We start from the raw sequence: 21874 nt of genomic DNA, 5'->3' as shown, positions 1-21874 counted from the left end.
ATATTTACGGTGCCAGCCTTACAAGTTTCCAGCTGAAATCATCCTGAAGAATATATCGAACCCTGTCATGCATACGATTAGGCCTACCCTGCCAAAACTCTACCGATACCGGTCGTACAAGATAGCCTCCCCAGTGTTCAGGGCGTTGTATTTCTTTACCTTCAAATGACTTCTCTACCTCTTTAAGCCTGTCATCCAGGTATTGGCGAGATGGTACTACACTACTCTGTTCGCTTGCTATTGCCCCCAGCCTGCTGCCTTCAGGACGGCTTTCAAAATAACCATCACTTATATTTACCGATGTTTTTTCCGCCTTACCCTTTATAATAACCTGACGTTCCATTTCCTGCCAAAAAAACGATAGGCACACATTTGGGTTTGCTGCAATAGCCTTTCCCTTATCTGAACGATAATTGGTAAAAAATATAAACCCTTCAAAATTAAACTGTTTAAGGAGTACTACTCTTGAATTAGGAAATCCATCCAGCCCAAGTGTGCTAATTGTCATTGCGTTAACCTCTCCATGACCACCAAACTCTTCTACCTCTATAAACCATTTTTTAAACAGGTTAATAGGGTCTTCGGGAAGATTACTTTCCAGTAACTCACTTTTTTCGTAAGAACGGCGGTAGTTGCTTAAATCACTCATGGTTTATTTTTTTGTGTAACAAAATTACCACTTTATTAGCAGATGCAAACACATAGAACAAATTTTGAATTTTATATTTAACTTCGCCTTGCAAATATTTTTTGATGAACAATCTGCTCGAAACCCAAATAGAATTTCTTAAAGGCGTAGGCCCCGCACGCGGGGAATTACTGCGTAAAGAGCTGGGCATCTTTAAATATGCCGACCTTATAAACCTATACCCAAACCGGTATATAGACCGTACACGATATTATCGTATAAACGAGCTTACAAACAGTGGTAGCGAGGTACAGATTGTAGGTAAAATTATACATTTAAAAACTGTAGGCGAAAAACGCACCCGCTTGGTAGCTACCTTTACCGATGGTACAGGTGAAATGGAATTGGTTTGGTTCCAAGGGCAGAAATGGATCAGGGAAAACGTAAAGCTTAACATACCCTACGTTATATTCGGCAAGGCCAGTGCGTTTAATGGGGTTTTTAATATGCCCCACCCGGAAATGGAATTGCTTACCGAGCACGAAGCAAGCCTTAGGAGTGCCATGCAGGCCATATACCCGAGTACAGAACGCCTTGCACAGCGCGGTATCACAAATAAGGTAGTTTCAAAAATGATGCAGCAACTGTTTACCGAAACGCAGGCCTTATTTACCGAAGTATTGCCGCCATCTATACTTACGGATCTGAAATTATTGAGTAAACGCGAGGCGCTGTTTAATATACACTTCCCGAAGAGTCAGGATTTACTGGCTAAGGCACAATTCCGCTTAAAGTTTGAAGAGCTGTTTTTTATACAGTTACAGCTTATTACAAAAAACATTGTTCGAAAGCACAAGATTAAGGGGCACGCCTTTGGCAACGTGGGTAACTATTTCAATGATTTTTACAGCAACCATTTACCATTTGACCTTACCAATGCGCAAAAACGGGTAATCAGGGAAATCAGGAACGATATGGGGCAGCCCGCGCAAATGAACCGTTTATTACAGGGAGACGTAGGTTCGGGTAAAACAATCGTGGCGCTAATGAGTATGTTACTGGCATTAGATAACGGTTTTCAGGCATGCCTTATGGCTCCTACAGAAATTCTTGCAAATCAACATTATTTGGGTTTAAGTGAACTCGCTAAACCTTTGGGAATAAACATAAAAATACTCACTGGTTCAACAAAAACTTCAGAAAGAAGAATAATACATGAGGAGCTAGAAATTGGCGAACTGCATATTATTATAGGAACCCATGCGTTGCTCGAAGATAAAGTGAAATTTAAAAACCTTGGGTTAGCCGTAATAGATGAGCAGCATAGATTTGGCGTGGAGCAACGCAGTAAACTTTGGCGAAAAAATGAAATACCGCCACATGTGCTGGTAATGACCGCAACGCCAATACCGCGTACGCTTGCCATGAGCCTGTACGGAGATCTTGATGTTTCTGTTATAGACGAGTTGCCACCAGGTAGAAAGCCGATACAAACAGTACATAGGTTTGATGCGAACCGACTGAAGGTTTGGAAGTTTTTAAAAGATGAAATTGCAAAAGGCAGGCAGGTTTACATAGTGTATCCTCTAATACAGGAAAGTGAGAAAATGGACTATAAAGACCTAATGGATGGTTATGAAAGTATTTCTCGCGATTTTCCTTTACCACATTATAGCGTAAGCATAGTACACGGACAAATGAAACCAGCCGATAAAGACAGCGAAATGGCACGTTTTGCCTCCGGAAAAACTAATATTATGGTAGCTACCACGGTTATAGAAGTTGGGGTAAATGTACCCAATGCCAGCGTAATGGTAATAGAAAGTGCCGAACGCTTTGGGTTAAGCCAGCTGCACCAATTACGGGGACGCGTAGGCCGTGGCGCCGAGCAAAGCTACTGCATATTAATGACCGGACAGAAATTAAGCAACGACAGCCAGATAAGGATGGAAACCATGTGCCGTACCAACGATGGATTTGAAATTGCCGAAGTAGACCTGAAACTAAGAGGGCCTGGCGATATCATGGGAACGCAGCAGAGTGGTGTGTTAAATCTTCAGATAGCAGATTTAGTTAAAGACAGAGATATACTTTCGCTGGCCAGGCAATATGCAATAGCGCTATTAAAAGCAGACCCCGGACTGAATCTTCCTGAAAATACCCCGCTGAAGCACGCTTACAATGAGCTTGCCAAGAAAAAAAATATTTGGAATTACATTTCTTAGTTCTCGCTTATTTCTTAACTATTATAGCAGATTTGTAGGTTTAAATTGGTTATTTTTATACATACCAATTTTATTCTTTTGCCATGAACAAACAATCATTAGGAGTAATTGTACTATTATTTTTTTCTGTTTTGCTGGGATTATTTATAGAGAATAGTGAAAGTCAGCTTATTCATAATACCACACCTGAAAAAAAATACCAACCAGGTATTGTCCTTACCTTCGACGATAACTATATAGATGATTGGTACAATGCAGACAAAACACTTCACCCCTATGGATGGAAAGCTACATTTTTTATCTGCAAATATGCATGGCTTACTAAAAATGAGAAAAAAGAGCTACACGCTCTGCAAGCTCAGGGACATGACATAGCCGGTCATGGATACAACCATGAAAACGCTTTGAAATACGCAGCCAGGTACGGATTAAACAAATACATCCATGATGAAATCATTACGTTAAAAGCGGCCATGAATAAAGACGGATTTAATATTAATTCGTTTGCGTACCCTGATGGCGCGGGCGCTCATGATGCTAATTTAGACAATAGCCTGCTTAAATACTTCAACATTATAAGGGGTACAACTTATGGAGAACTTCCCCCAGATGCTCAGTACTGCTATTATAAGGGCGAAAGGGTTATTTACGGGCTGGGAATAGATACAGATTACAGACAATTTGATCTGGAATATTACAAAGCCCTAATGGATTATGCCAAGGAACACAACAAGATTGTAATTTTTTATGGGCACAAAACTGTAAATAATGCCACAGGTAAGTTGGAAACCCCTTTGGAAGCACTACAGCAGATTTGTGAATATGCTGTAAATAATAATTTAAAATTTTATACTGTAGACGACTTACGATACCTATAAACCTATATCAAAACCAAATGACACACTTCAAAAACAATACGCTTTTGTTATGTTTTATAGCATTCATTTTAGCATCCGTTGATTAATATATACAGAAATAATTTTTGAGCCACTTATTGTAATTACTTACGCTCATACTTAGTGAATGAATTATTAAGTACTTCTCTAATTAAACTGGAAAAAATATGTCAGTTTGCAAATGAAAATGGATTAAAATTCTACAAACCAGATGAACTAATTGGTTCATAAACCATAGCTTCAAAAAGAAACAATTAACACTGCATTAACTGCTACTCTTCGTTTTGCTCAGTAATTTTATAACACAAAAAATAAAATATCATGAGTTCATTTAAAGGAAAAACCATAATTATTACAGGAGCCGGTATGGGGCTTGGTTTAGCAACTGCTAAAGTATTGGCACAAAAAGGAGCTAATTTAAGTTTAGTAGACTATAATGAAGAAGCTTTATCTAAAGCAAAACAGGAAATAATTTCAAAAAATCCCGAGGTAAATATTATTACCGTAGTTGCAAACGTAGCAGATGAGGCTGCAATAAAAAACTATGTAGACAAAACTGTAGAGAAATTTGGTAAGATAGATGGATTTTACAATAATGCCGGTATAGAAGGTAAACAAGCTCCTTTAACCAATTACGATATAGAAGTGTTTAAAAAAGTGGTAGATATCAACCTTATGGGAGTGTACTACGGAATGAGATATGTAATCCCCGTAATGCAACAAAATGGCGGCGGGCGTATTGTAAATGTTGCCTCTGTGGGCGGAATACGTGGTGTTGTTAACCAAACCGCTTATGTAGCCACTAAACATGCCGTATCTGGCATGACAAAAAATGCGGCAATAGAATACGCAAAAGACGGTATTTTTACAAATGCCATAGCACCTGGAGCCATATTAACACCTATGGTGGCAGAAGCATTTAAACAAGTTAACCCTTCTGACCCTAAAGCAGCGGAAACGGAATATGCGCAACGTAACCCTACCAGAAGGCTAGGACAGCCGGAAGAAGTGGGGAAATTAGTTACATTTTTGCTTAGTGAGGATTGTTCTTACGTAAACGGACAAACCATTGCTATAGACGGCGGTGAAAGTAATCTTTACGGAAATTCATAGACAAGAAACTTGGGTGTTTCCAGTAAAGTACACACTCTTAAAAAGTTAAGGCCTTGAAGCAAATCTATTATTCGAGGTTAGATATCGCAATTAAAACCTCGAATTATCTAAGTGTTGCGCTAGTTTTTATTTTTTGAATAAAAATCTTTGCTAAGACAAAATTCTTACTATATTTGCACTCGCAATCAGGTAATGAATGCGCTTTACTGGAGAAATGGCAGAGTGGTCGAATGCGGCGGTCTTGAAAACCGTTGACTGTAACAGGTCCGGGGGTTCGAATCCCTCTTTCTCCGCCACTTGGAGTTTGAAAGAGAACTTCTAAAAATTAAAAACCTTTGAATACATCAGTATTTGAAGGTTTTTTTGTTTTAACAAACCTGTTTTTACTTTTTATAATAGATGTATCGTATTTTGCAACCATGACTAAACTATAAATGTATGTAATGAAAACAGGATGATTCTGGGGCAAAGATTACCTGAAATTCCGACCTTTATGAAATACTTCTTCAGGATTTTTATCATCGGGGCATGGTACAATTAAACATGTATCTTTTTTATCCTGATGCGTTATTTTATGAAGCAGATACGAAAGGTTATAGCAGGAGTTTGCAATTACATGAATAACCTCACCCTCAATTTGCACCTTACCCTGTACCATAAGCAGTCGAGCATTAACAATATCCCTGCGATAGGTTTCAAATACTTTACCCCACACTACAAGATTAGCAAATCCGGTTTCATCCTCTATAGTTATAAATATTACGCCTTTAGCGGTTCCGGGCCTTTGACGCACAGTAACCAGCCCTGCAACAGCAATAATTTCTCCATTAACCATTTTAGACAAATTTGCCGTAGGTACTATACGCATACTGTTTAATGCAGCACGCACAAAACTTACCGGATGTGCTTTTAATGATAAACCTGTAGTAGCATAATCCTCTATAACATGCTCAGCCACATTTAGCAACGGTAATTGCAGTTGGGCTTCATGTATACTTTCTGAAGCATGCCCTTTAAACATTCCTACCGGGCTATCTGATAAGGCAGAAACCTCCCAAAGTGCCTGCCGGCGATCCAGGCCAATGGACCGAAAAGCATCTGCATCAGCTAATTTTTCTAATGCAAGCAAAGATACTCCGGCATCTAAAAGAGAATGAACGTATCTAAAATTGCTTTGCCTGGCTGCTAAAAGTAATGCTATATCTTCGGATGATAAACCTTTCACTTGTCTGAATCCCAGCCTGAGTGCAAAATATCTACCTGATTTTTCTTCCAGTGTATTATCCCAATATGAATGATTAATATCTACAGGTCGTACCTCTACACCATGCTTACGGGCATCAATAACAATTTGTGCAGGCTGATAAAACCCCATAGGCATACTGTTTAGTAATGCAGCGGCAAAAACATCAGGATAATAGCATTTAATGTACGACGAAACATACACCAATAGTGCAAAACTTGCCGCATGGCTTTCCGGAAAACCGTAAGACCCAAAGCCCTCCAGCTGCCTGAATACGCGCTTTGCAAAACTTTCCTCATATCCCTTAGCCATCATACCTGCCACTAATTTCTTTTCCCAGTCACTTACCTTGCCCTTAGCTTTAAAAGTAGCCATACTTCTACGAAGCCCGTCGGCTTCAGCAGGAGTAAAACCAGCCGCCACAATAGCAATTTCCATAGCCTGCTCCTGAAATAGCGGAACACCAAGTGTACGTTCTAATATTTCTTTTAACTCCTGCGAAGGGTATGCTACAGTATCTGTACCATTACGCCTACGCAGATAAGGATGCACCATATCGCCCTGAATGGGGCCTGGGCGTACAATTGCAACTTCTATTACAAGATCATAAAAACATTTAGGCTTAAGTCGGGGCAACATAGACATCTGCGCACGGCTCTCAATCTGGAAAACACCTAATGTATCTGCGTGGCTTATCATTTCATATACGGCAGGGTCTTCTGTTTTATTTATTTCTGCCAAAGTATATACTTTGTCGTAATGGTGTTTACACAGGTTGAATGCCTTACGGATACAGGTAAGCATACCTAATGCAAGTACATCTACTTTTAAAAATCCAAGTGCCTCAATATCATCCTTGTTCCATTCTATATTAACCCTATTTTCCATCCTTGCATTTAATATCGGGCACAGGTCTGAAAGTCTTCCCTGGGTAATAATAAAACCTCCGGTATGCTGCCCCAGCTGTCTTGGAAAACCTACAAACTCCCTTGTGAGTTCTAATGTTTTCATAAGATGTGGATCGGATAGATTAAAACCTTCAGATGTAACACGCCCATCTTCCAGTTCATCACGAAATTCTGCTATAGAACCCGCAAGGCGATCTACTGCATCGGCAGATAACCCCATAGCTTTGGCTACATCCCTAATTGCTCCTTTCCAGTGTACCTGGGTAACAGTGGCCACAATAGCCGCACGGTCGCGTCCGTATTTTTCATAAATATACTGGATTACTTCCTCACGGCGCTCATGCTCAAAATCCACATCAATATCGGGTGGCTCGTTACGCGCATCAGACATAAATCGGGCAAACAGCACCTTAAATTTTGAAGGATCTACCGAGGTAATACCTAAGCAATAGCACACTACAGAGTTAGCGGCAGATCCGCGCCCCTGACATAATATGTCTCTGCTGCGGGCAAAACGTACAAAATCATACACAGTAAGGAAATAAGAAGCATAATTTTTACGCTCCATAAAATCAAGCTCATAGCGTATTTGTTTCTTTATTTTTTCAGGGATTTTACTGTTAAATTTTTCATTAGCACCCATCCATGTCAGTTTTACAAGTTCCTGCTGCGGAGTTCTTCCCTCAGGTGTAATTTCCTCTGGATAAACATATTTAAGGCTGTCCAGCGAAAACTCACAAGCCTGGGCTATTTCCTGCGTTGTTGCTAATGCTTCAGTATATTGCCGAAACAATCGCTGCATTTCATCTTCGGGTTTTAAGTATCGCTCTGCGTTTTGATACAAAAGAAAGCCGGCACTATGTATAGTACATTTTTCACGAATGCAGGTAAGTACATCCTGTAACTGCCTTCGTTGTGGTACATGATAATGTACATCATTAGTCGCCACAAGTTTTATATGTAAATCTTGTGATAATTGAGCCACCCTGCACAAACGTTTATTATCATTAGCATGATATGACCTGCTCATACCCAGGTATAGTGCACCTCCCAGTTTATCTGCATATTCGGTAAGTGCTGTTTTATAACTTTCATGAAAATCAAACGCTTCATTAAGCGAAAGTGGTGGCACAGAAATAAACAGTATGCCTTGCGCATATTTGTATACATCAGCCTTGTAAAGGTAGCACTGCCCCTTTTCGGCACGGAGGTTTCCTAAAGACAATAAACCCGAAAGCCGTGCATAAGCTTCTTTATCTGTAGGATAAGCCAGCAGCGGAGGACCATCTAAAAGCTCCAGACGGCAACCTACAATAAGCCTTATTCCCGCTTTTTTAGCAGCAACGTGTGCACGTACTACACCTGCCAGAGTATTGTAGTCTGTTAAGGCCACAGCTTTATAACCTAATACTGCTGCCTGCTGTATAAGCTCCTCTGGGTGCGAACCTCCACGTAAAAAACTGAAATTAGAGGTTATTTGTAATTCGGTATAACTCATGCAAAATATCCATGTAAAAACCATTGAGGCCGGTTACCATCATAAGGTCCGGAACGAAACAGCCAGTACCGTGCGCCATTTTCATCTTCCACCACATAATAATCCCTGTAAAAACCATCAGTACACCACCACTCCTGCTCTATGCGTTCAGGCCCATCGGCTTTTACTACCGTATATCGCGTACCCTTATGTCGAAATAACAGAGGTGGATTATCTGGTAATACAGCAGTTACTGCAATAGCTTCCGGAAAAGGAAGCAGATGTACAGGGCGGGGTATATCTTTACGCCACTTAATAACAGATTTTTCCCATAAAGGAAGTGCCTTTTTTACAGAACGCTCCGGCCAATGGTGTTCAGCCTGCAAGTAACGATTTACAGATTCAGCACCTATTTTAACAGCTACGCGATCCAGCAATTCTGAAATTTTTTTATCGTTTTTTGAACCTGAAAGCCAAATTGAGGCTTGCTCATGCACTACAGGTTCTACTTTTGGTGCTTCTAAAACAAATACTTCAAAACCTAAAGCAGGTTCCAGTGTGGCAATCTTGTGTTCAAAAAGTTTAAACAAATGGATTGTGTTCCTTGAAGGGTGCCCGGTGCCAATCTCTATCTGTTGTACCACACCATCAATCCGGTAGCATTTAAGCTTAGCACTACGCAGACCAAGCCCCTCTAACTCCAGTCGCAAGCACATTGATTGCAAAAGCTGCTGCAGTGCTATGGTAATACCTGTTGCAGAAGCTATAGGTTCCATACTAGAAAGCCGCTCCTGGTAGGGCTCTACAGGTTGTACGGGCATTATAAATTCTGGTTCAGTGCCTAAAGCCTGGGCAATCCTTTTAGGAAGCTCAGTACCAAAGCGTCTTCTTAATGCCGTGGCAGGCATATTTATAAAGCTACCTATATTACGCATTCCTAACTTTTTTAACCGTGCTACTATAGCCTCATCTAAGCGCAAAGCCATGGGAGGCATACCTAGTATAGCCTCACGTTGCTTCTTTGTTTCAATTATAGTTTTACTGCCAAAACGTGCTGTAGCCCATGCAGCAGTAATAGTATCTGCAACACCTATTAAACACGTGTAGCCATAGCCGCTTAAGGTGCTTTTTATGTTCTCGATATAAGCATCTTCACCTCCCCATAGGTGTGCGCAACCCGTAATGTCCAGGATTATACCATCTGGCATATCAATACCTGATATAGGAGTATACCTCAAACTCCACTCTGCCAGTGCTTTTAATAGTTTCTCTTTTCTTCCAGGTTCTGTTTCTACCATTTTTATTGTAGGGAAAATCGCTTTGCAATCTGCTAGCACCATACCTGCAGCAATGCCTTTTTTAGCCGCTGATGCACTAACGGCATCAATTACCATTCTGCCTCGCTGGCGCGATGCTATAACAAAAGGCTCATGCTGTAAAGCAGGTTGTTTACGCACTGTATATTCTGCTAACAGAAACGGAAATGATATAGAAGCATATCGGTGCATCAGCCTGTACGTAATTGATTAATTGGTAAAGCAAAGTGTTTCTCCTGTAGTTGTATAAATTGGTTATCTTGCCAACTAACCTGCCATGCATGTGGCATGCTATTCCGTACTTTAAGTAATTGTACATCCCAGGAAGTGTAACCTACTCCTGGCAAACCATTTATATTAAAACTTGGTAATGTAGTTATTTTCCAGCGTGTGGTGCAGGCTACAGCATTTTCAGACCGTGGACAAAAACGATGTATAAACCCGGTTACCCCGCTGTTTTCTACCGCCAGCTGCAATCTCCTCGAGTCTGAAAAACTGAGTTCTCTAACTTCTCCAATAACAGCCGTAAGCGCTTCGCATTTTAAAGCTTCTTCTATAACCCAAAGAGCTTCTTTTGGGCGTGTTGTGTTTATAAATACAATACTGTCGGGTTCCAGTCCAAATTGTTTTAAGCCGGCAGGAAATATTTTCCTACCGCCTGCTACCCATAATGAAAGCCCCCCTTTCTTTGCCAGTCGTCCTGTAATTGCAGTAATAAATCCTGTGGTAGCAGCTGCATTTGTTGCTTCATAGCTTATAAATTCATGAATAGTACCCGTAGGAAAAATGTTTCCCTGAAAGGCAGCAGAAAACGGAGATAAATCAGTGTTTACAGTAGTGTGAGATAGTTTACCCATACCCTGAATTACATTGATTTCAGCCTGCAACTGCTTTGCTATTAATATTTTATCTGCCAGAGATTTCAATTTTCTTTTTTTTTAGAAATATGAAAAGCAAATTTAGGACATATATTCCCTAAAAATATTAAATTTGTTGGGATAAATAATCCCTATTAATTTATGTCTCTATTTTCTGATAATATACGACACCTGAGAATAAAAAAAGATGTATCTCAGGAAACTGTAGCAAAAGACCTCTCTATAACACGCGACAGCCTGGCTAAATATGAGCAGGGAAAATCGCAACCCCCTTACGAAACGCTTATAAAATTATCTCACTATTATCATATAAGTATAGACTTATTGCTTACCGCAGATATAAGGAAAGTAGACGTGGAGAGGCTAATGCAACTGGAAGACAATCGTATACTACTACCTATTACTATAGATAACAATGGGGAAAATGTTATTGAAATTATCCCCCATAAGGCAAGAGCAGGTTATTTAAGCGGCTATAGTGATCCTGAATTTATTGAAGGACTACAGCACATATCATTACCGTTTCTAAAAAATGGCAAGTTCAGGGCTTTTCCGGTTTCGGGAGATTCTATGCCACCGCACAAAGAAGGATCTTTTATAATAGGAAGATACATAGAAAGCATTGCAGAAATTAGTGAAGGTAAAACGTATATTTTACTCACTAAAAATGAAGGTATTGTATACAAGCGCCTTAAAAAAAATGAGGGTAGCAACTTGGTACTGAGTTCTGATAATTCTTTTTACGAACCATACTCTGTTAAAGCTTCAAATATTTTGGAAATTTGGGAATATGCCTGTAGTATAGCAACAAAAGAATCAGAACCGGATGATATTAATCCGCAAAGTATACGAGATATGTTTATTACACTGAAAACAGAAATCAAAGCTTTAAAGCATTTAAATAAATAAGCAGCTTACAAAATATGTAAACTGCTTATTATAGTGTATTTTATGGATATCTATTTTTTAGGATCAAGTAGTGTTTTCTTTTTTTCGGTAACATTTACCTTACCTTTCTCCTGTACATCTCCTTTAAGTTTTAAGGCTACTACCCCATCGGGTACGTTTACAGCATTACTATAAACTGTTATTGTTTTACGGAATGGGCCGGGATGCATGTTATACTTAACCTCTATTTTACCGGTTTTCCCAGGCTTTATAGGTGCCTGAGGTTTGCTCGGTACAGTACATCCGCATGTAGACTTAACATCGCTAACAATTAAATCTGCATCGCCGGTATTTGTAAATTCAAATACGCGAACCCCATTATCTTCTTCTTTATAAACGGTACCATAATCTACCGTGTCGCTTTTAAATTCAATCTTAGGCCCAGATTGCGAAAAGCCCGTAAAATATGTTAGCAAACCAAGTATTAAAAGTAAATATTTTTTCATTGTGTGTTCAGTATTTAGACGTTTGTAAATATAAGCAAGTGTACTGTGGCAGCAAATAATACCTGCTCTTTTTTTGAAATTATAGTTATATAGTTACTTTTGTAATTATTTACAAAAACCGCACCATTTTTTAAGTGGTTATTTAAGCAAATTATATATGAGTATTCCAACGCATTTTGACCCGAAGGCAGTAGAGAGTAAGTGGTACGACTACTGGATGAAAAACAACTATTTCCATTCAGAACCAGACAGCCGTACACCATACACCATAGTAATCCCGCCACCAAACGTCACCGGGGTGCTGCACATGGGCCACATGCTAAACAATACCATACAGGATGTACTTATACGCCGCGCACGACTTAAGGGCTTTAATGCATGCTGGGTTCCGGGAACAGACCACGCCAGTATAGCTACAGAGGCTAAAGTTGTAGCCAAACTAAAGGCTGAAGGCATTAATAAAGCCGACCTTAGCCGCGAAGAATTTTTAAAGCACGCCTGGGAATGGACTGACAAGTACGGAGGTGTTATCCTTGAACAGCTTAAAAAACTAGGCGCTTCATGCGACTGGGAGCGTACTAAGTTTACTATGGACCCAGACATGAGCGCTTCGGTTATAAAATCTTTTGTGGATTTATATAACAAAGGGCTTATTTATCGCGGATACCGTATGGTAAACTGGGATCCTGAGGCTAAAACAACCCTAAGCGATGAAGAGGTTATTTATGAGGAGCGCCAGGGTAAACTGTATCATATTAAATACCAAATAGAAGGTACCGAAGAATATATTACCATAGCCACTACCCGCCCTGAAACTATTTTAGGCGATACGGCTATATGCATTAATCCTAATGACGAGCGCTATACACATCTTAAAGATAAAAAGGCTATTGTACCTATTGCTAACCGTGTTATACCTATCATTTTTGATGAGTATGTAGATATGGAGTTTGGAACAGGAGCACTAAAAGTAACACCTGCCCACGATGTAAACGATAAAGATCTTGGCGAAAGGCATAACCTGGAAATTATAGACATATTTAACGAAGATGCTACACTAAACAGTTTTGGCCTTCACTATGCCGGTAAAGATCGTTTTGTAGTTCGCGATGAAATAGCACACGAGCTTGAAAGCATCGGAAACCTTGAGAAAGTAGAAACACACATTAACAAAGTAGGTACTTCTGAACGTACTAAAGCTGTTATAGAGCCAAGGCTAAGCGATCAGTGGTTCCTTAAAATGGAAGACCTTGTTAAGCCAGCTATTAAAGCAGTACTTGAAACAGAAGAAGTAAAACTATATCCTAGCCGTTTTAATAACACCTACCGCCACTGGATGGAAAACATCCGCGACTGGAATATTTCGCGACAACTGTGGTGGGGACAGCAGATACCTGCGTACTATTATGGTGATGGTAAAGAAGACTTTGTGGTTGCCGAAACACCGGAAAAAGCACTTGAACTTGCCAAAGAAAAAACCGGCAACGGCGCACTTACTGCTGCTAATCTTACTCAGGATGTAGATGCTCTTGATACATGGTTTAGCTCATGGCTGTGGCCAATGAGTGTTTTTGGCGGTATAATGAATCCTGAAAACGAGGAGTTTAAATACTACTACCCTACTAACGACTTGGTAACAGGTCCGGACATTTTGTTCTTTTGGGTAGCACGTATGATCATTGCCGGATATGAATATGCTGGGGATAAGCCGTTTACCAATGTATATTTAACAGGGATTGTACGCGATAAGCAACGCCGTAAAATGAGTAAATCATTAGGCAACTCTCCTGATCCGCTAGACCTTATTGAAAAATTTGGTGCCGATGGTGTGCGTGTAGGACTACTTCTTAGTGCCTCTGCAGGTAACGATATTCTTTTTGACGAAGAACTTTGCGCACAGGGTAAAGGCTTCACTACTAAGGTATGGAACGCCTTCCGACTTATTAAAGGTTGGGAAGTTGCCGATATAGAGCAGCCTGAGCATTCTAAAAAAGCCATTGAATGGTACGAAAACAAGCTGCAGAAAACGCTTGCAGAAATTGAAGACCACTTTGAAAAATACCGTATCAGCGATGCACTTATGGCAATTTACAAGCTTGTATGGGATGATTTCTGTTCGTGGTTCCTGGAAATGATTAAGCCAGGCTACCAGCAGCCTATAGACAACGCTACTTTAAGCAAAGCAATTGAACTGCTTGAAAGCAATTTGAAGTTACTGCATCCGTTTATGCCATTCCTTACAGAAGAAATATGGCAACACATTGCAGTACGCACCGAAAAAGAAGCGCTAATCATCTCTGAATGGCCGGAAATTAAATCTTATGATGAAAAGCTTTTGGCTGAATTTGATTTTGCAGCTGAAGTTATCGCAGGTATCCGTACCATTAGGAAAGATAAAAACATTGCCTTTAAAGATGCTGTAGAACTTAAAGCTATTAATTCAGAAAATGCTTCAACAGCTTTTGACAGTGTAATATCTAAACTGGGTAACGTTAGCACTGTTTCTTATACCACCGAAAAAGTAAGCGGCGCCCTAACTTTCCGTGTTAAGAGCAATGAGTACTTTATACCGGTAACGGGCAATGTAAACATTGAAGATGAAATTGCTAAACTACAACAGGAACTGGATTATAACCGTGGTTTCCTTAAGTCAGTACAGGGCAAACTAAGCAACGAAAAGTTTGTAAACAGTGCTCCGGAAAAAGTTGTGGCCATAGAACGCCAAAAAGAAGCAGACGCATTATCTAAAATCGCAATGCTGGAAGAAAGCCTTGCAGCACTTAAATAGATACTAAATTACATAAAACTAAAAATGCCCCATTAAGGGGCATTTTTATATCATGAATATTTATATTATTTAAGTTTAAGCGATACGTTAGCCTGTGCCCTTACTTTTTCAAGCAACTCAGGATTATTGTTTAAAGACTGCCCGTAAGAAGGTATCATTTCCTGAATCTTTTGTTTCCAGTCATCTGTTTTAGCCTGCGGGAAACAACGTTCAAGCACATCAAGCATTACCGAAACTGCGGTACTGGCACCAGGCGAAGCACCAAGCAGAACCGCCAGCGATCCGTCTGCACTGTTTATTACCTCTGTACCAAACTCAAGTTTACCTCCGGTTTTTTCGTCTTTCTTTATAACCTGTACGCGTTGGCCTGCTGTTTCCAGTTTCCAGTCTTCCATTCTTGCATCAGGTAAGTACTCTTTAAGAGCCTGAAGCCTGTCCTGGGTACTTTGGGTAACCTGCTGTATAAGATACTTGGTTAGTGCCAGGTTATGGTAACCCGCAGCCAGCATCGGTTTTATATTACTAAGATTTATAGACGTAAATAAATCGGCATAAGAACCCTCTTTAAGGAATTTAGTACTAAAACCTGCATAGGGACCAAAGAGTAGTTCTTTTTTACCGTTTATCATACGGGTATCAATATGCGGCACAGACATAGGGGGCGCACCCACCGAAGCCTTACCGTATACTTTTGCGTTATGCTTTTGTATTAATTCTTCGTTTACACATTTAAGCCACTGCCCACTTACAGGGAAACCACCATAACCTTTAGCTTCAGGAATACCTGATTTTTCTAATAAGTGTAACGAGCCTCCACCGGCTCCAATAAATACAAACTTTGCGGCAGACGTTGATTTCTCGCCTCCGGCAAGGTCTTTAACTTTAACCTCCCAGCGCTGGTCTGATTTACGCTTAATATCTCTTACTTCGTGGTTAAAATAAAGATTTACACCGTTCTGCGAAGACAACCATGCAAACATATCACGTGTAAGTTGTCCGAAGTTTACATCTGTACCAATGTTCATACACGTAGCAGCTACAACTTCATCTTCCTTACGGCCGTGCATAACAAGCGGTATCCATTGCTTTAGTACTTCCTTATTTTCAGAGAACTCCATGGCACTGAACAGCGGGAACTGCTTCAGAGCTTCATAACGCTTTTTAAGATACGTTACGTTCTCCTGCCCCCATACAAAACTAAGATGAGGTATCGGGCGTATAAAGTTTTCGGGAGCACTTAAAAGCTGTTTTTGTACCAGGTAAGACCAGAATTGTTTTGACTGCTCAAACCATTCGGCAATGCGTACGGCTTTAAATGTTTCTATACTTCCGTCCGGAAGTTCAGGAGTGTAGTTTAGTTCGCAAAAAGCAGAATGGCCCGTACCTGCATTGTTCCATGCATCGCTGCTTTCAGCAGCTGCCACATCTAACCTTTCGTAAATATTGATCTTCACTTCAGGCATTAATTCTTTCAGAAATATACCCAAGGTAGCGCTCATTATCCCGGCGCCTATAAGAACCACATCCGGCTCATGTTTTGTATCAGTGGACATCAGCTATTTTTTGAAAAAACAAATTTAACCCTAAATCATCAAAAAATTATTATAAAAGATAATGGTTTATTAAGAAAAACTCATTTTTAAGAAAATTTAAAAAATTACCACTATTTTTTTTGAGAAAGATAATCCTGAAGTAAAATTGTTGCAGAAATCTCATCAATCAGGCCTTTATCCTGCCTTTGTTTCTTTTTTGCACCACCTTGTATAAGGCTCTGAAATGCTAATTTGCTTGTAAAGCGCTCATCAACCCTAACTATTTCGATTTCGTTGACTTCATTTCGAAGTTTTTCCACGAATGTATTTATCATTTCAGCACTCTCAGAAGGCATTCCGTTCATTTGCTTGGGGTCGCCCACCAGAATGGCTTCGACTTTTTCTTTTTTTAAATATTCTGTAAGAAAAGAAAACAGTTTAGGAGTATCTACGGTAGTCAACCCCGATGCTATTATCTGCATATCATCGGTAACTGCGATTCCTGTTCTTTTGATCCCGTAGTCTATCGCCATTATTTTAGCCATATATAATATTATAATGATTTGAATTTAAAACGTTTAAAAATATTTCAGCAAATAAAGGCAAAAAAGCTTCACAATTAAAATAAAGGTTCTATATTTGCAGCCGTTAAACCATCTGTTAATGGTTTAATTCAAACGCTCGCAAGCTTCCAATTTGCGGGCGTTTATCTTTTTACTACATCCCAGACATCACACACCAGCTATACTTTAGAAATAAATCGCCCAATTATGGGTTGTGCATTTTTTTTGCGCATACCAAAAGATATAAAAACGAAAAAGCCCTGCAAATGCAGGGCTTCGGGGTGAATGATGGGTCTCGAACCCACGACCTTCGGAACCACAATCCGACGCTCTAACCAACTGAGCTACAATCACCATTTTAATTTGCAGCGCGGTATCAACCGTTTTGCGAGTGCAAATATAGAACAGGATTCCTGTTTATACAAGAAAAAAATGCACTTTTTATAATAAATTTTCTAAACTATTGACTGCCAAATATCTTTCTGCGGTAAAACCTTCGCCATATTCTGTATTTATAAGCCTTCCCAAGTCTGCAGCCCGGTAATAAATGCTTTCTTTAAAGTTTTTGGTAGCTATAGGCGTTACAGGTTCGGTGCTGTCAGGGTCATAAAATTGCGAGGCATATGCCATAACTGATGCTACTTTTACATCCATAAACCCTGTAACGTCTACAACAAAATCAGGTTTAAGGTCTTTCCACTGTATGTAATGATACACCACTTCAGGGCGCCATGCTTGTTGGTTATCGTTATCCAAGGTGGTTTCAATACGCCTTAAACCGGACAAGAAACACGCATCGCTTACCAGCTTACTGGCACGCGCATGGTCTATATGTCTATCCTCAACCGCATTTGCGAGCACTATTTTAGGACGGTATTTCCGGATCATTTTTATAACTTCAAGCTGATGTGCTTCGTCATTGTTAAAAAAACCATCGCGAAAGCGTAGGTTTTCCCTAACCTGTATCCCAAGGATATTGGCAGCTTCAGCAGCTTCTTTGTCTCTTAGTTCGGCAGAACCGCGCGTACCCAGTTCGCCGCGGGTTAGGTCTACAATGCCTACCTTTTTACCAAGGAAAATTTCTTTAGCAATGGTAGCACCACAAGAAAGTTCTATATCGTCTGGGTGTGCGCCAAATGCAAGTATATCTAGTTTCATTATCTTTTTGTATTGTGTAGTACACATTAAAACTACTGCAAAGGTACAGTGATTTTGAAAAGCGTACTAGATAAATCGAAATTATTCGATAAATTATAACACCCTGCGCATGGTTATGCTTTTATTTACTGTTTCGTAAAACTCTTTTTCAGGAATACTGTCTTTAGTTATACCACACCCTATAAACAATTGCGCCCTTTGCTCACTAACTTTCATACAGCGCAGGTTAACAAACAAGTCAGATGACTCTTCCCTGTTAAGCAAACCGAGGTATCCACTGTAATATTCACGATTATAACCCTCATTACCCAGCAAGAAATCGCGCGCCTGCTCTTTGGGTAAGCCACAAACAGCCGGGGTTGGGTGCAGCAGTGTAATTATATCACCTAAATCAGTATTATTTTGTACCTGTGCTTGGATATCTGTCTTTATATGCACAATGTTACCCGCCCTAAATGTATAAGGTAATGATACATTAACATCTTTTGTAATGTTGTGCAGGCGTTGCACTATGTAATCGGTAACAAACTGTTGTTCTTCCTTTTCCTTAGTTTCCCAGACCGCCTCAACAGATGGATTATAAATCTGTGTACCGGCCAATGCTACCGTTGCTACTTCATTACCACTAGCTTTAAGTAGTTGCTCGGGTGTTGCCCCCATCCAGAGTCCTGAGGCAGGATGAAAAAAACAATACCTAAAAGCGTTAGGATATGTATGCAACAATGTAATGTATATATCGGTAACGTTTTTTTGTGTATCTACAAACTCCGTACGTGAAGCAACAAGTTTATCAAAAGCGCCTGTTTTTATTTCGGCAACGCATTTTTGAACAAGTTGTTCAAAATCAGATTTTGCTTTTTCCTGTGGTTCTATATTATTTCTAAAAGAGTCTGCAGCTTCTGATGGTATAAATTCGACTTCGAAAATTTCAGCTTTCTCAAAAGGAATGAATGCTTTCGGTCCATCTGCAAAAGGCGCAAATACAAATCCTTGCTGTTGAAAATCTTTTAAAGCATACGAAGTCGAATTATGCTGAAATACACCTGTTATACGGCTTGCACCTGGCTTTGCATATACAGCAAAGGGTAATTGATTGTTTAAGCTATCCTGTAAGCGGCGAAGTAACGTTTCCATCTTACTCAGTCTTTCTCTTACGCGGAAGAACCATATTGGTTATTTTACACAACGATATAAGTCGTTCCTGTTCATCGGTAATCTTAATTTCCCATAGATGGATGCTCCTGCCCTGATGCACAATACGGGCGCGGGCCGTTACAACACCATCGCGCTTGCTTCGCAAATGATTAGCAGCTATTTCAATACCCCTTACCTCCTGAATATCAGGATTAACAAATAGAAGAGACGCTGCGCTACCCACACTTTCTGCAAGTGCTACCGTAGCTCCTCCATGCAATAGCCCCATGGGCTGATGTACTCTTGAGTTTACAGGCATGGTAGCTTCTAAAAATCCTTCGGCAGCGTCTGTGTAAACAATTTCAAGTGTATCCATAAGGGTATTTCGGCAGTAGTCGTTGCACATTTTAAGTGCTTTTTCCTTATCAAAAGACATATTTATTATTTTTCGTAAAAATACGAAAAACGGTGTTTGTGCATGCATTTAAAAATAAAAGCTTTTAAAAAGCGTTTGTGATTACGGGGGTTTTATCTTCTGAAATTTTATAAGTACTTTTACCAAAAATTGTTATCATCTATGCGCCAACTCATATACCTTTTGTTTATTGGTTTTTGTATTACGTTTTGCTCGTGCAGGAACGATTTTGAATTTGAAACCAGCGCAGGAGGACTTGAGTTTAGTAAAGATACCGTGTATCTTGATACTGTTTTTACTAATATAGGGTCTAGCACTTACACTTTAAAAGTATATAACCGTAGCAACAAAGACATAAAAATACCAAGCATAAAACTGGGACAAGGGCAAAACTCTAAATATCGCCTTATGGTAGACGGCATCCCCGGAAAAGAATTTAATAATGTAGAGCTTTTAGCAAAAGATAGTATGTTTGTTTTTGTTGAAACTACTATAGACTATACCGAATACGCCAATAATACTACCTCGTTCTTGTATACAGACCAAATACAATTTGCAAGCACAAACGGAATACAAAATGTAGAGTTGGTTACATTAGTGCAAGACGCCTACTTTTTATACCCTCAAAGAAACAGCCAGGGCGAATATGAAAATGTACCGTTTGATGACCAAACTAATATTTACGGATTTTATTTAGACGAAAATGATCCTAATAATGGAAATGAATACAGGTGGAAAAACGATAAACCGTATGTGATTTATGGGTATGCAACTGTACCATCGGGTAAAACACTAAATGTAGATGCTGGTGCCAGGGTTCACTTCCATGCTGATTCAGGGCTTATGGTTCGTCCGGGCGGAAGGCTACTTGTTAATGGTGAGCAATCCTCTACAGAAACACTTGAAAAAGAGGTAGTTTTTGAGGGAGACCGGCTTGAACCTGAATTTGCCAGCGTAGCAGGACAATGGGGTGCTATATTATTAATGAGCAATAGCGACAATGTTATTAACCATCTTACACTAAAGAATGCTAATATAGGCATATACGCCATGGTTACAGGAAGCAATGACCCTCAACCAAAATTAACTATTAAAAACTCTCAGATTTATAATTGTACAAACTTCGGGCTATACGGTGTAAACTCTGTTATTACAGGTGAAAATTTGGTGGCAAATAATGCCGGCAAAGTAAGCGCTGCTTTCGCGTTGGGAGGAACATATAACTTTAAATATTGCACATTTGCGAACTACTTTAATAGCTATGACCAAATCCCATTATTGTTAAACAATTACCAGGACAAAACAGAGGATGGCGAAACTAAAAGATATATTGGCGCGCTTACCGCTACCTTTGATAATTGCCTAATTTATGGATCAGGGAATGTGTCTTTATCTTTAGAACGCGCAGAAATAGAGAATGATACAAACCCTTACTTTAATGTAAAGTTTAATAGCTCATTAATAAAGCTTGTTGATTTTAACCGACTTGAAAATGCAGTACTTTATCCGTTCTCAGCAAATAATGCGGAGTTAGTTACTTATAATAACTGCAAAATAGCCAGGACCGGAAACGAAAACAAACCTGTTTTTAAAGACGCTAAAAACAACAATTTAAAGTTAATAGAAGGTATAAACGGAGATGGCCCGTATGGTACTGCAGATGCATCTGTAACGCTATCACCTAATACTGATATTTTAGGAGTGTTACGCAGTACTTTGCCAGACATGGGTGCTTATGAAAGTACAGCAGAATAGGTAACAGCAATTTAAAACAATAAAAAAAGCAAGCCTGTAAGCCGGATTCTGTATTGTGCTTAGGCACAATCCTTATCATTTATCTTGCAATAACATTACTGTTACTGTCTATCTGCCTACCCCCCGGCATCGGGCGGGCAGCCCTATAGTAGCCGGTATACATGGCATTTCACCGCATAGAGTTTACCTGATTTCACTACAGCATTACCTGTACATCCTTTCTGTTGCACTTGTCCTCTTACGCCAAAGCGTAATGACGGGCGTTACCCGCTATGCTGCCCTACGGTGTCCGGACTTTCCTCCCACTGATAAAGTGAGCGATAAGGCGGCTTGCTTTAAGGCTGCAAAAGTAGTGAATTATATAGTATAAACAGGTATTTGGCCTATGGCTATATAAATTGTTTTTAAGCAGTACAGTATCAGTATCTTTTAACACTACCTTAAAAACCGT

At 39.7% G+C, this 21874-nt stretch carries 16 protein-coding genes, 2 tRNA genes and 1 other RNA gene; 7 read left to right on the top strand and 12 right to left on the bottom strand.

Annotation, left to right across the window (positions count from 1 at the left end):
* Positions 1-4: 4 nt before the first annotated feature.
* Entirely contained in the window at positions 5-649 is a 645-nt protein-coding gene (pdxH, locus tag ACLI08_RS09580) for a pyridoxamine 5'-phosphate oxidase (protein WP_411428263.1), read from the bottom strand.
* Between the two features lie 104 nt (positions 650-753).
* On the opposite strand from pdxH, the gene recG reads away from it, so the two are divergent.
* From recG to ACLI08_RS09560, 4 genes are all read left to right on the top strand, one after another.
* Positions 754-2853, top strand: a complete 2100-nt coding sequence (gene recG, locus ACLI08_RS09575; RefSeq protein ID WP_411428262.1) for an ATP-dependent DNA helicase RecG — start codon at positions 754-756, stop codon at positions 2851-2853.
* An 83-nt stretch (positions 2854-2936) separates the two neighbouring features.
* Positions 2937-3731, top strand: a complete 795-nt coding sequence (locus ACLI08_RS09570) for a polysaccharide deacetylase family protein (protein ID WP_411428261.1) — start codon at positions 2937-2939, stop codon at positions 3729-3731.
* Between the two features lie 339 nt (positions 3732-4070).
* Positions 4071-4862: a glucose 1-dehydrogenase gene (locus ACLI08_RS09565; RefSeq protein ID WP_411428260.1), complete on the top strand. Its 792-nt coding sequence runs from the start codon at positions 4071-4073 to the stop codon at positions 4860-4862.
* A 208-nt stretch (positions 4863-5070) separates the two neighbouring features.
* Positions 5071-5158, top strand: a tRNA-Ser gene (locus ACLI08_RS09560).
* Between the two features lie 176 nt (positions 5159-5334).
* Here the strand turns inward: ACLI08_RS09560 and ACLI08_RS09555 are convergent.
* From ACLI08_RS09555 to ACLI08_RS09545, 3 genes are read right to left on the bottom strand one after another with little or no spacing between them, the layout of a single operon-like run.
* Positions 5335-8511: an error-prone DNA polymerase gene (locus ACLI08_RS09555; RefSeq protein ID WP_411428259.1), complete on the bottom strand. Its 3177-nt coding sequence runs from the start codon at positions 8509-8511 to the stop codon at positions 5335-5337.
* Complete coding sequence (locus ACLI08_RS09550; protein WP_411428258.1) at positions 8508-9998, bottom strand: Y-family DNA polymerase; 1491 nt, start codon at positions 9996-9998, stop codon at positions 8508-8510. Before ACLI08_RS09550 ends, ACLI08_RS09555 begins: the two co-directional genes overlap by 4 nt.
* On the bottom strand, positions 9998-10732 hold the full coding sequence (locus ACLI08_RS09545) for an ImuA family protein (protein WP_411428257.1): 735 nt from the start codon (positions 10730-10732) through the stop codon (positions 9998-10000). The genes ACLI08_RS09550 and ACLI08_RS09545 overlap by 1 nt, the downstream gene beginning before the upstream one ends.
* A gap of 93 nt (positions 10733-10825) precedes the next feature.
* Between ACLI08_RS09545 and ACLI08_RS09540 the strand changes: the two genes are divergently transcribed.
* Positions 10826-11593 (top strand): XRE family transcriptional regulator, encoded by a 768-nt coding sequence (locus ACLI08_RS09540; RefSeq protein ID WP_411428256.1) that lies wholly within the window; start codon positions 10826-10828, stop codon positions 11591-11593.
* A 50-nt stretch (positions 11594-11643) separates the two neighbouring features.
* Here ACLI08_RS09540 and ACLI08_RS09535 read toward each other — a convergent pair whose 3' ends face one another.
* Positions 11644-12078 carry a DUF1573 domain-containing protein gene (locus ACLI08_RS09535; RefSeq protein WP_411428255.1) on the bottom strand — a complete coding sequence of 145 codons (435 nt, stop codon included), beginning with the start codon at positions 12076-12078 and terminating at the stop codon, positions 11644-11646.
* 157 nt (positions 12079-12235) lie between these two features.
* On the opposite strand from ACLI08_RS09535, the gene ACLI08_RS09530 reads away from it, so the two are divergent.
* Complete coding sequence (locus tag ACLI08_RS09530) at positions 12236-14866, top strand: valine--tRNA ligase (RefSeq protein WP_411428254.1); 2631 nt, start codon at positions 12236-12238, stop codon at positions 14864-14866.
* 65 nt (positions 14867-14931) lie between these two features.
* Here the strand turns inward: ACLI08_RS09530 and ACLI08_RS09525 are convergent, their stop codons facing one another.
* The 6 genes from ACLI08_RS09525 to ACLI08_RS09500 form a co-directional block, all read right to left on the bottom strand.
* Entirely contained in the window at positions 14932-16419 is a 1488-nt protein-coding gene (locus ACLI08_RS09525; RefSeq protein WP_411428253.1) for a malate:quinone oxidoreductase, read from the bottom strand.
* Between the two features lie 110 nt (positions 16420-16529).
* On the bottom strand, positions 16530-16943 hold the full coding sequence (gene ruvX / locus ACLI08_RS09520; RefSeq protein WP_411428252.1) for a Holliday junction resolvase RuvX: 414 nt from the start codon (positions 16941-16943) through the stop codon (positions 16530-16532).
* A gap of 297 nt (positions 16944-17240) precedes the next feature.
* A tRNA-His gene (locus ACLI08_RS09515) sits at positions 17241-17316 on the bottom strand.
* Positions 17317-17402: 86 nt separating this feature from the next.
* The gene (bshB1, locus tag ACLI08_RS09510; protein ID WP_411428251.1) at positions 17403-18119 is read right to left on the bottom strand and encodes a bacillithiol biosynthesis deacetylase BshB1; all 717 of its coding nucleotides are present in this window, start codon (positions 18117-18119) and stop codon (positions 17403-17405) included.
* A gap of 93 nt (positions 18120-18212) precedes the next feature.
* Positions 18213-19253 (bottom strand): isochorismate synthase, encoded by a 1041-nt coding sequence (locus tag ACLI08_RS09505; RefSeq protein ID WP_411428250.1) that lies wholly within the window; start codon positions 19251-19253, stop codon positions 18213-18215.
* A gap of 1 nt (position 19254) precedes the next feature.
* Positions 19255-19689, bottom strand: coding sequence for a PaaI family thioesterase (locus ACLI08_RS09500; RefSeq protein ID WP_411428249.1), 435 nt, complete (start codon positions 19687-19689; stop codon positions 19255-19257).
* Positions 19690-19830: 141 nt separating this feature from the next.
* Here ACLI08_RS09500 and ACLI08_RS09495 point away from each other — a divergent pair, with 141 nt between their 5' ends.
* Positions 19831-21423, top strand: coding sequence for a hypothetical protein (locus ACLI08_RS09495; protein WP_411428248.1), 1593 nt, complete (start codon positions 19831-19833; stop codon positions 21421-21423).
* Between the two features lie 21 nt (positions 21424-21444).
* On the opposite strand, the gene rnpB is transcribed toward ACLI08_RS09495, so the two are convergent.
* An RNA gene (gene rnpB, locus ACLI08_RS09490) (RNase P RNA component class A) lies at positions 21445-21760 on the bottom strand.
* Positions 21761-21874 lie beyond the last annotated feature (114 nt).

The sequence above is a fragment of the Flavobacterium sp. RNTU_13 genome, from assembly GCF_046614455.1.
Taxonomy (GTDB): Bacteria; Bacteroidota; Bacteroidia; order Flavobacteriales; family Flavobacteriaceae; genus Flavobacterium.
Note: the sequence above shows the minus strand (reverse complement) of the source record. Positions and strands in the feature narration are given on the sequence as shown.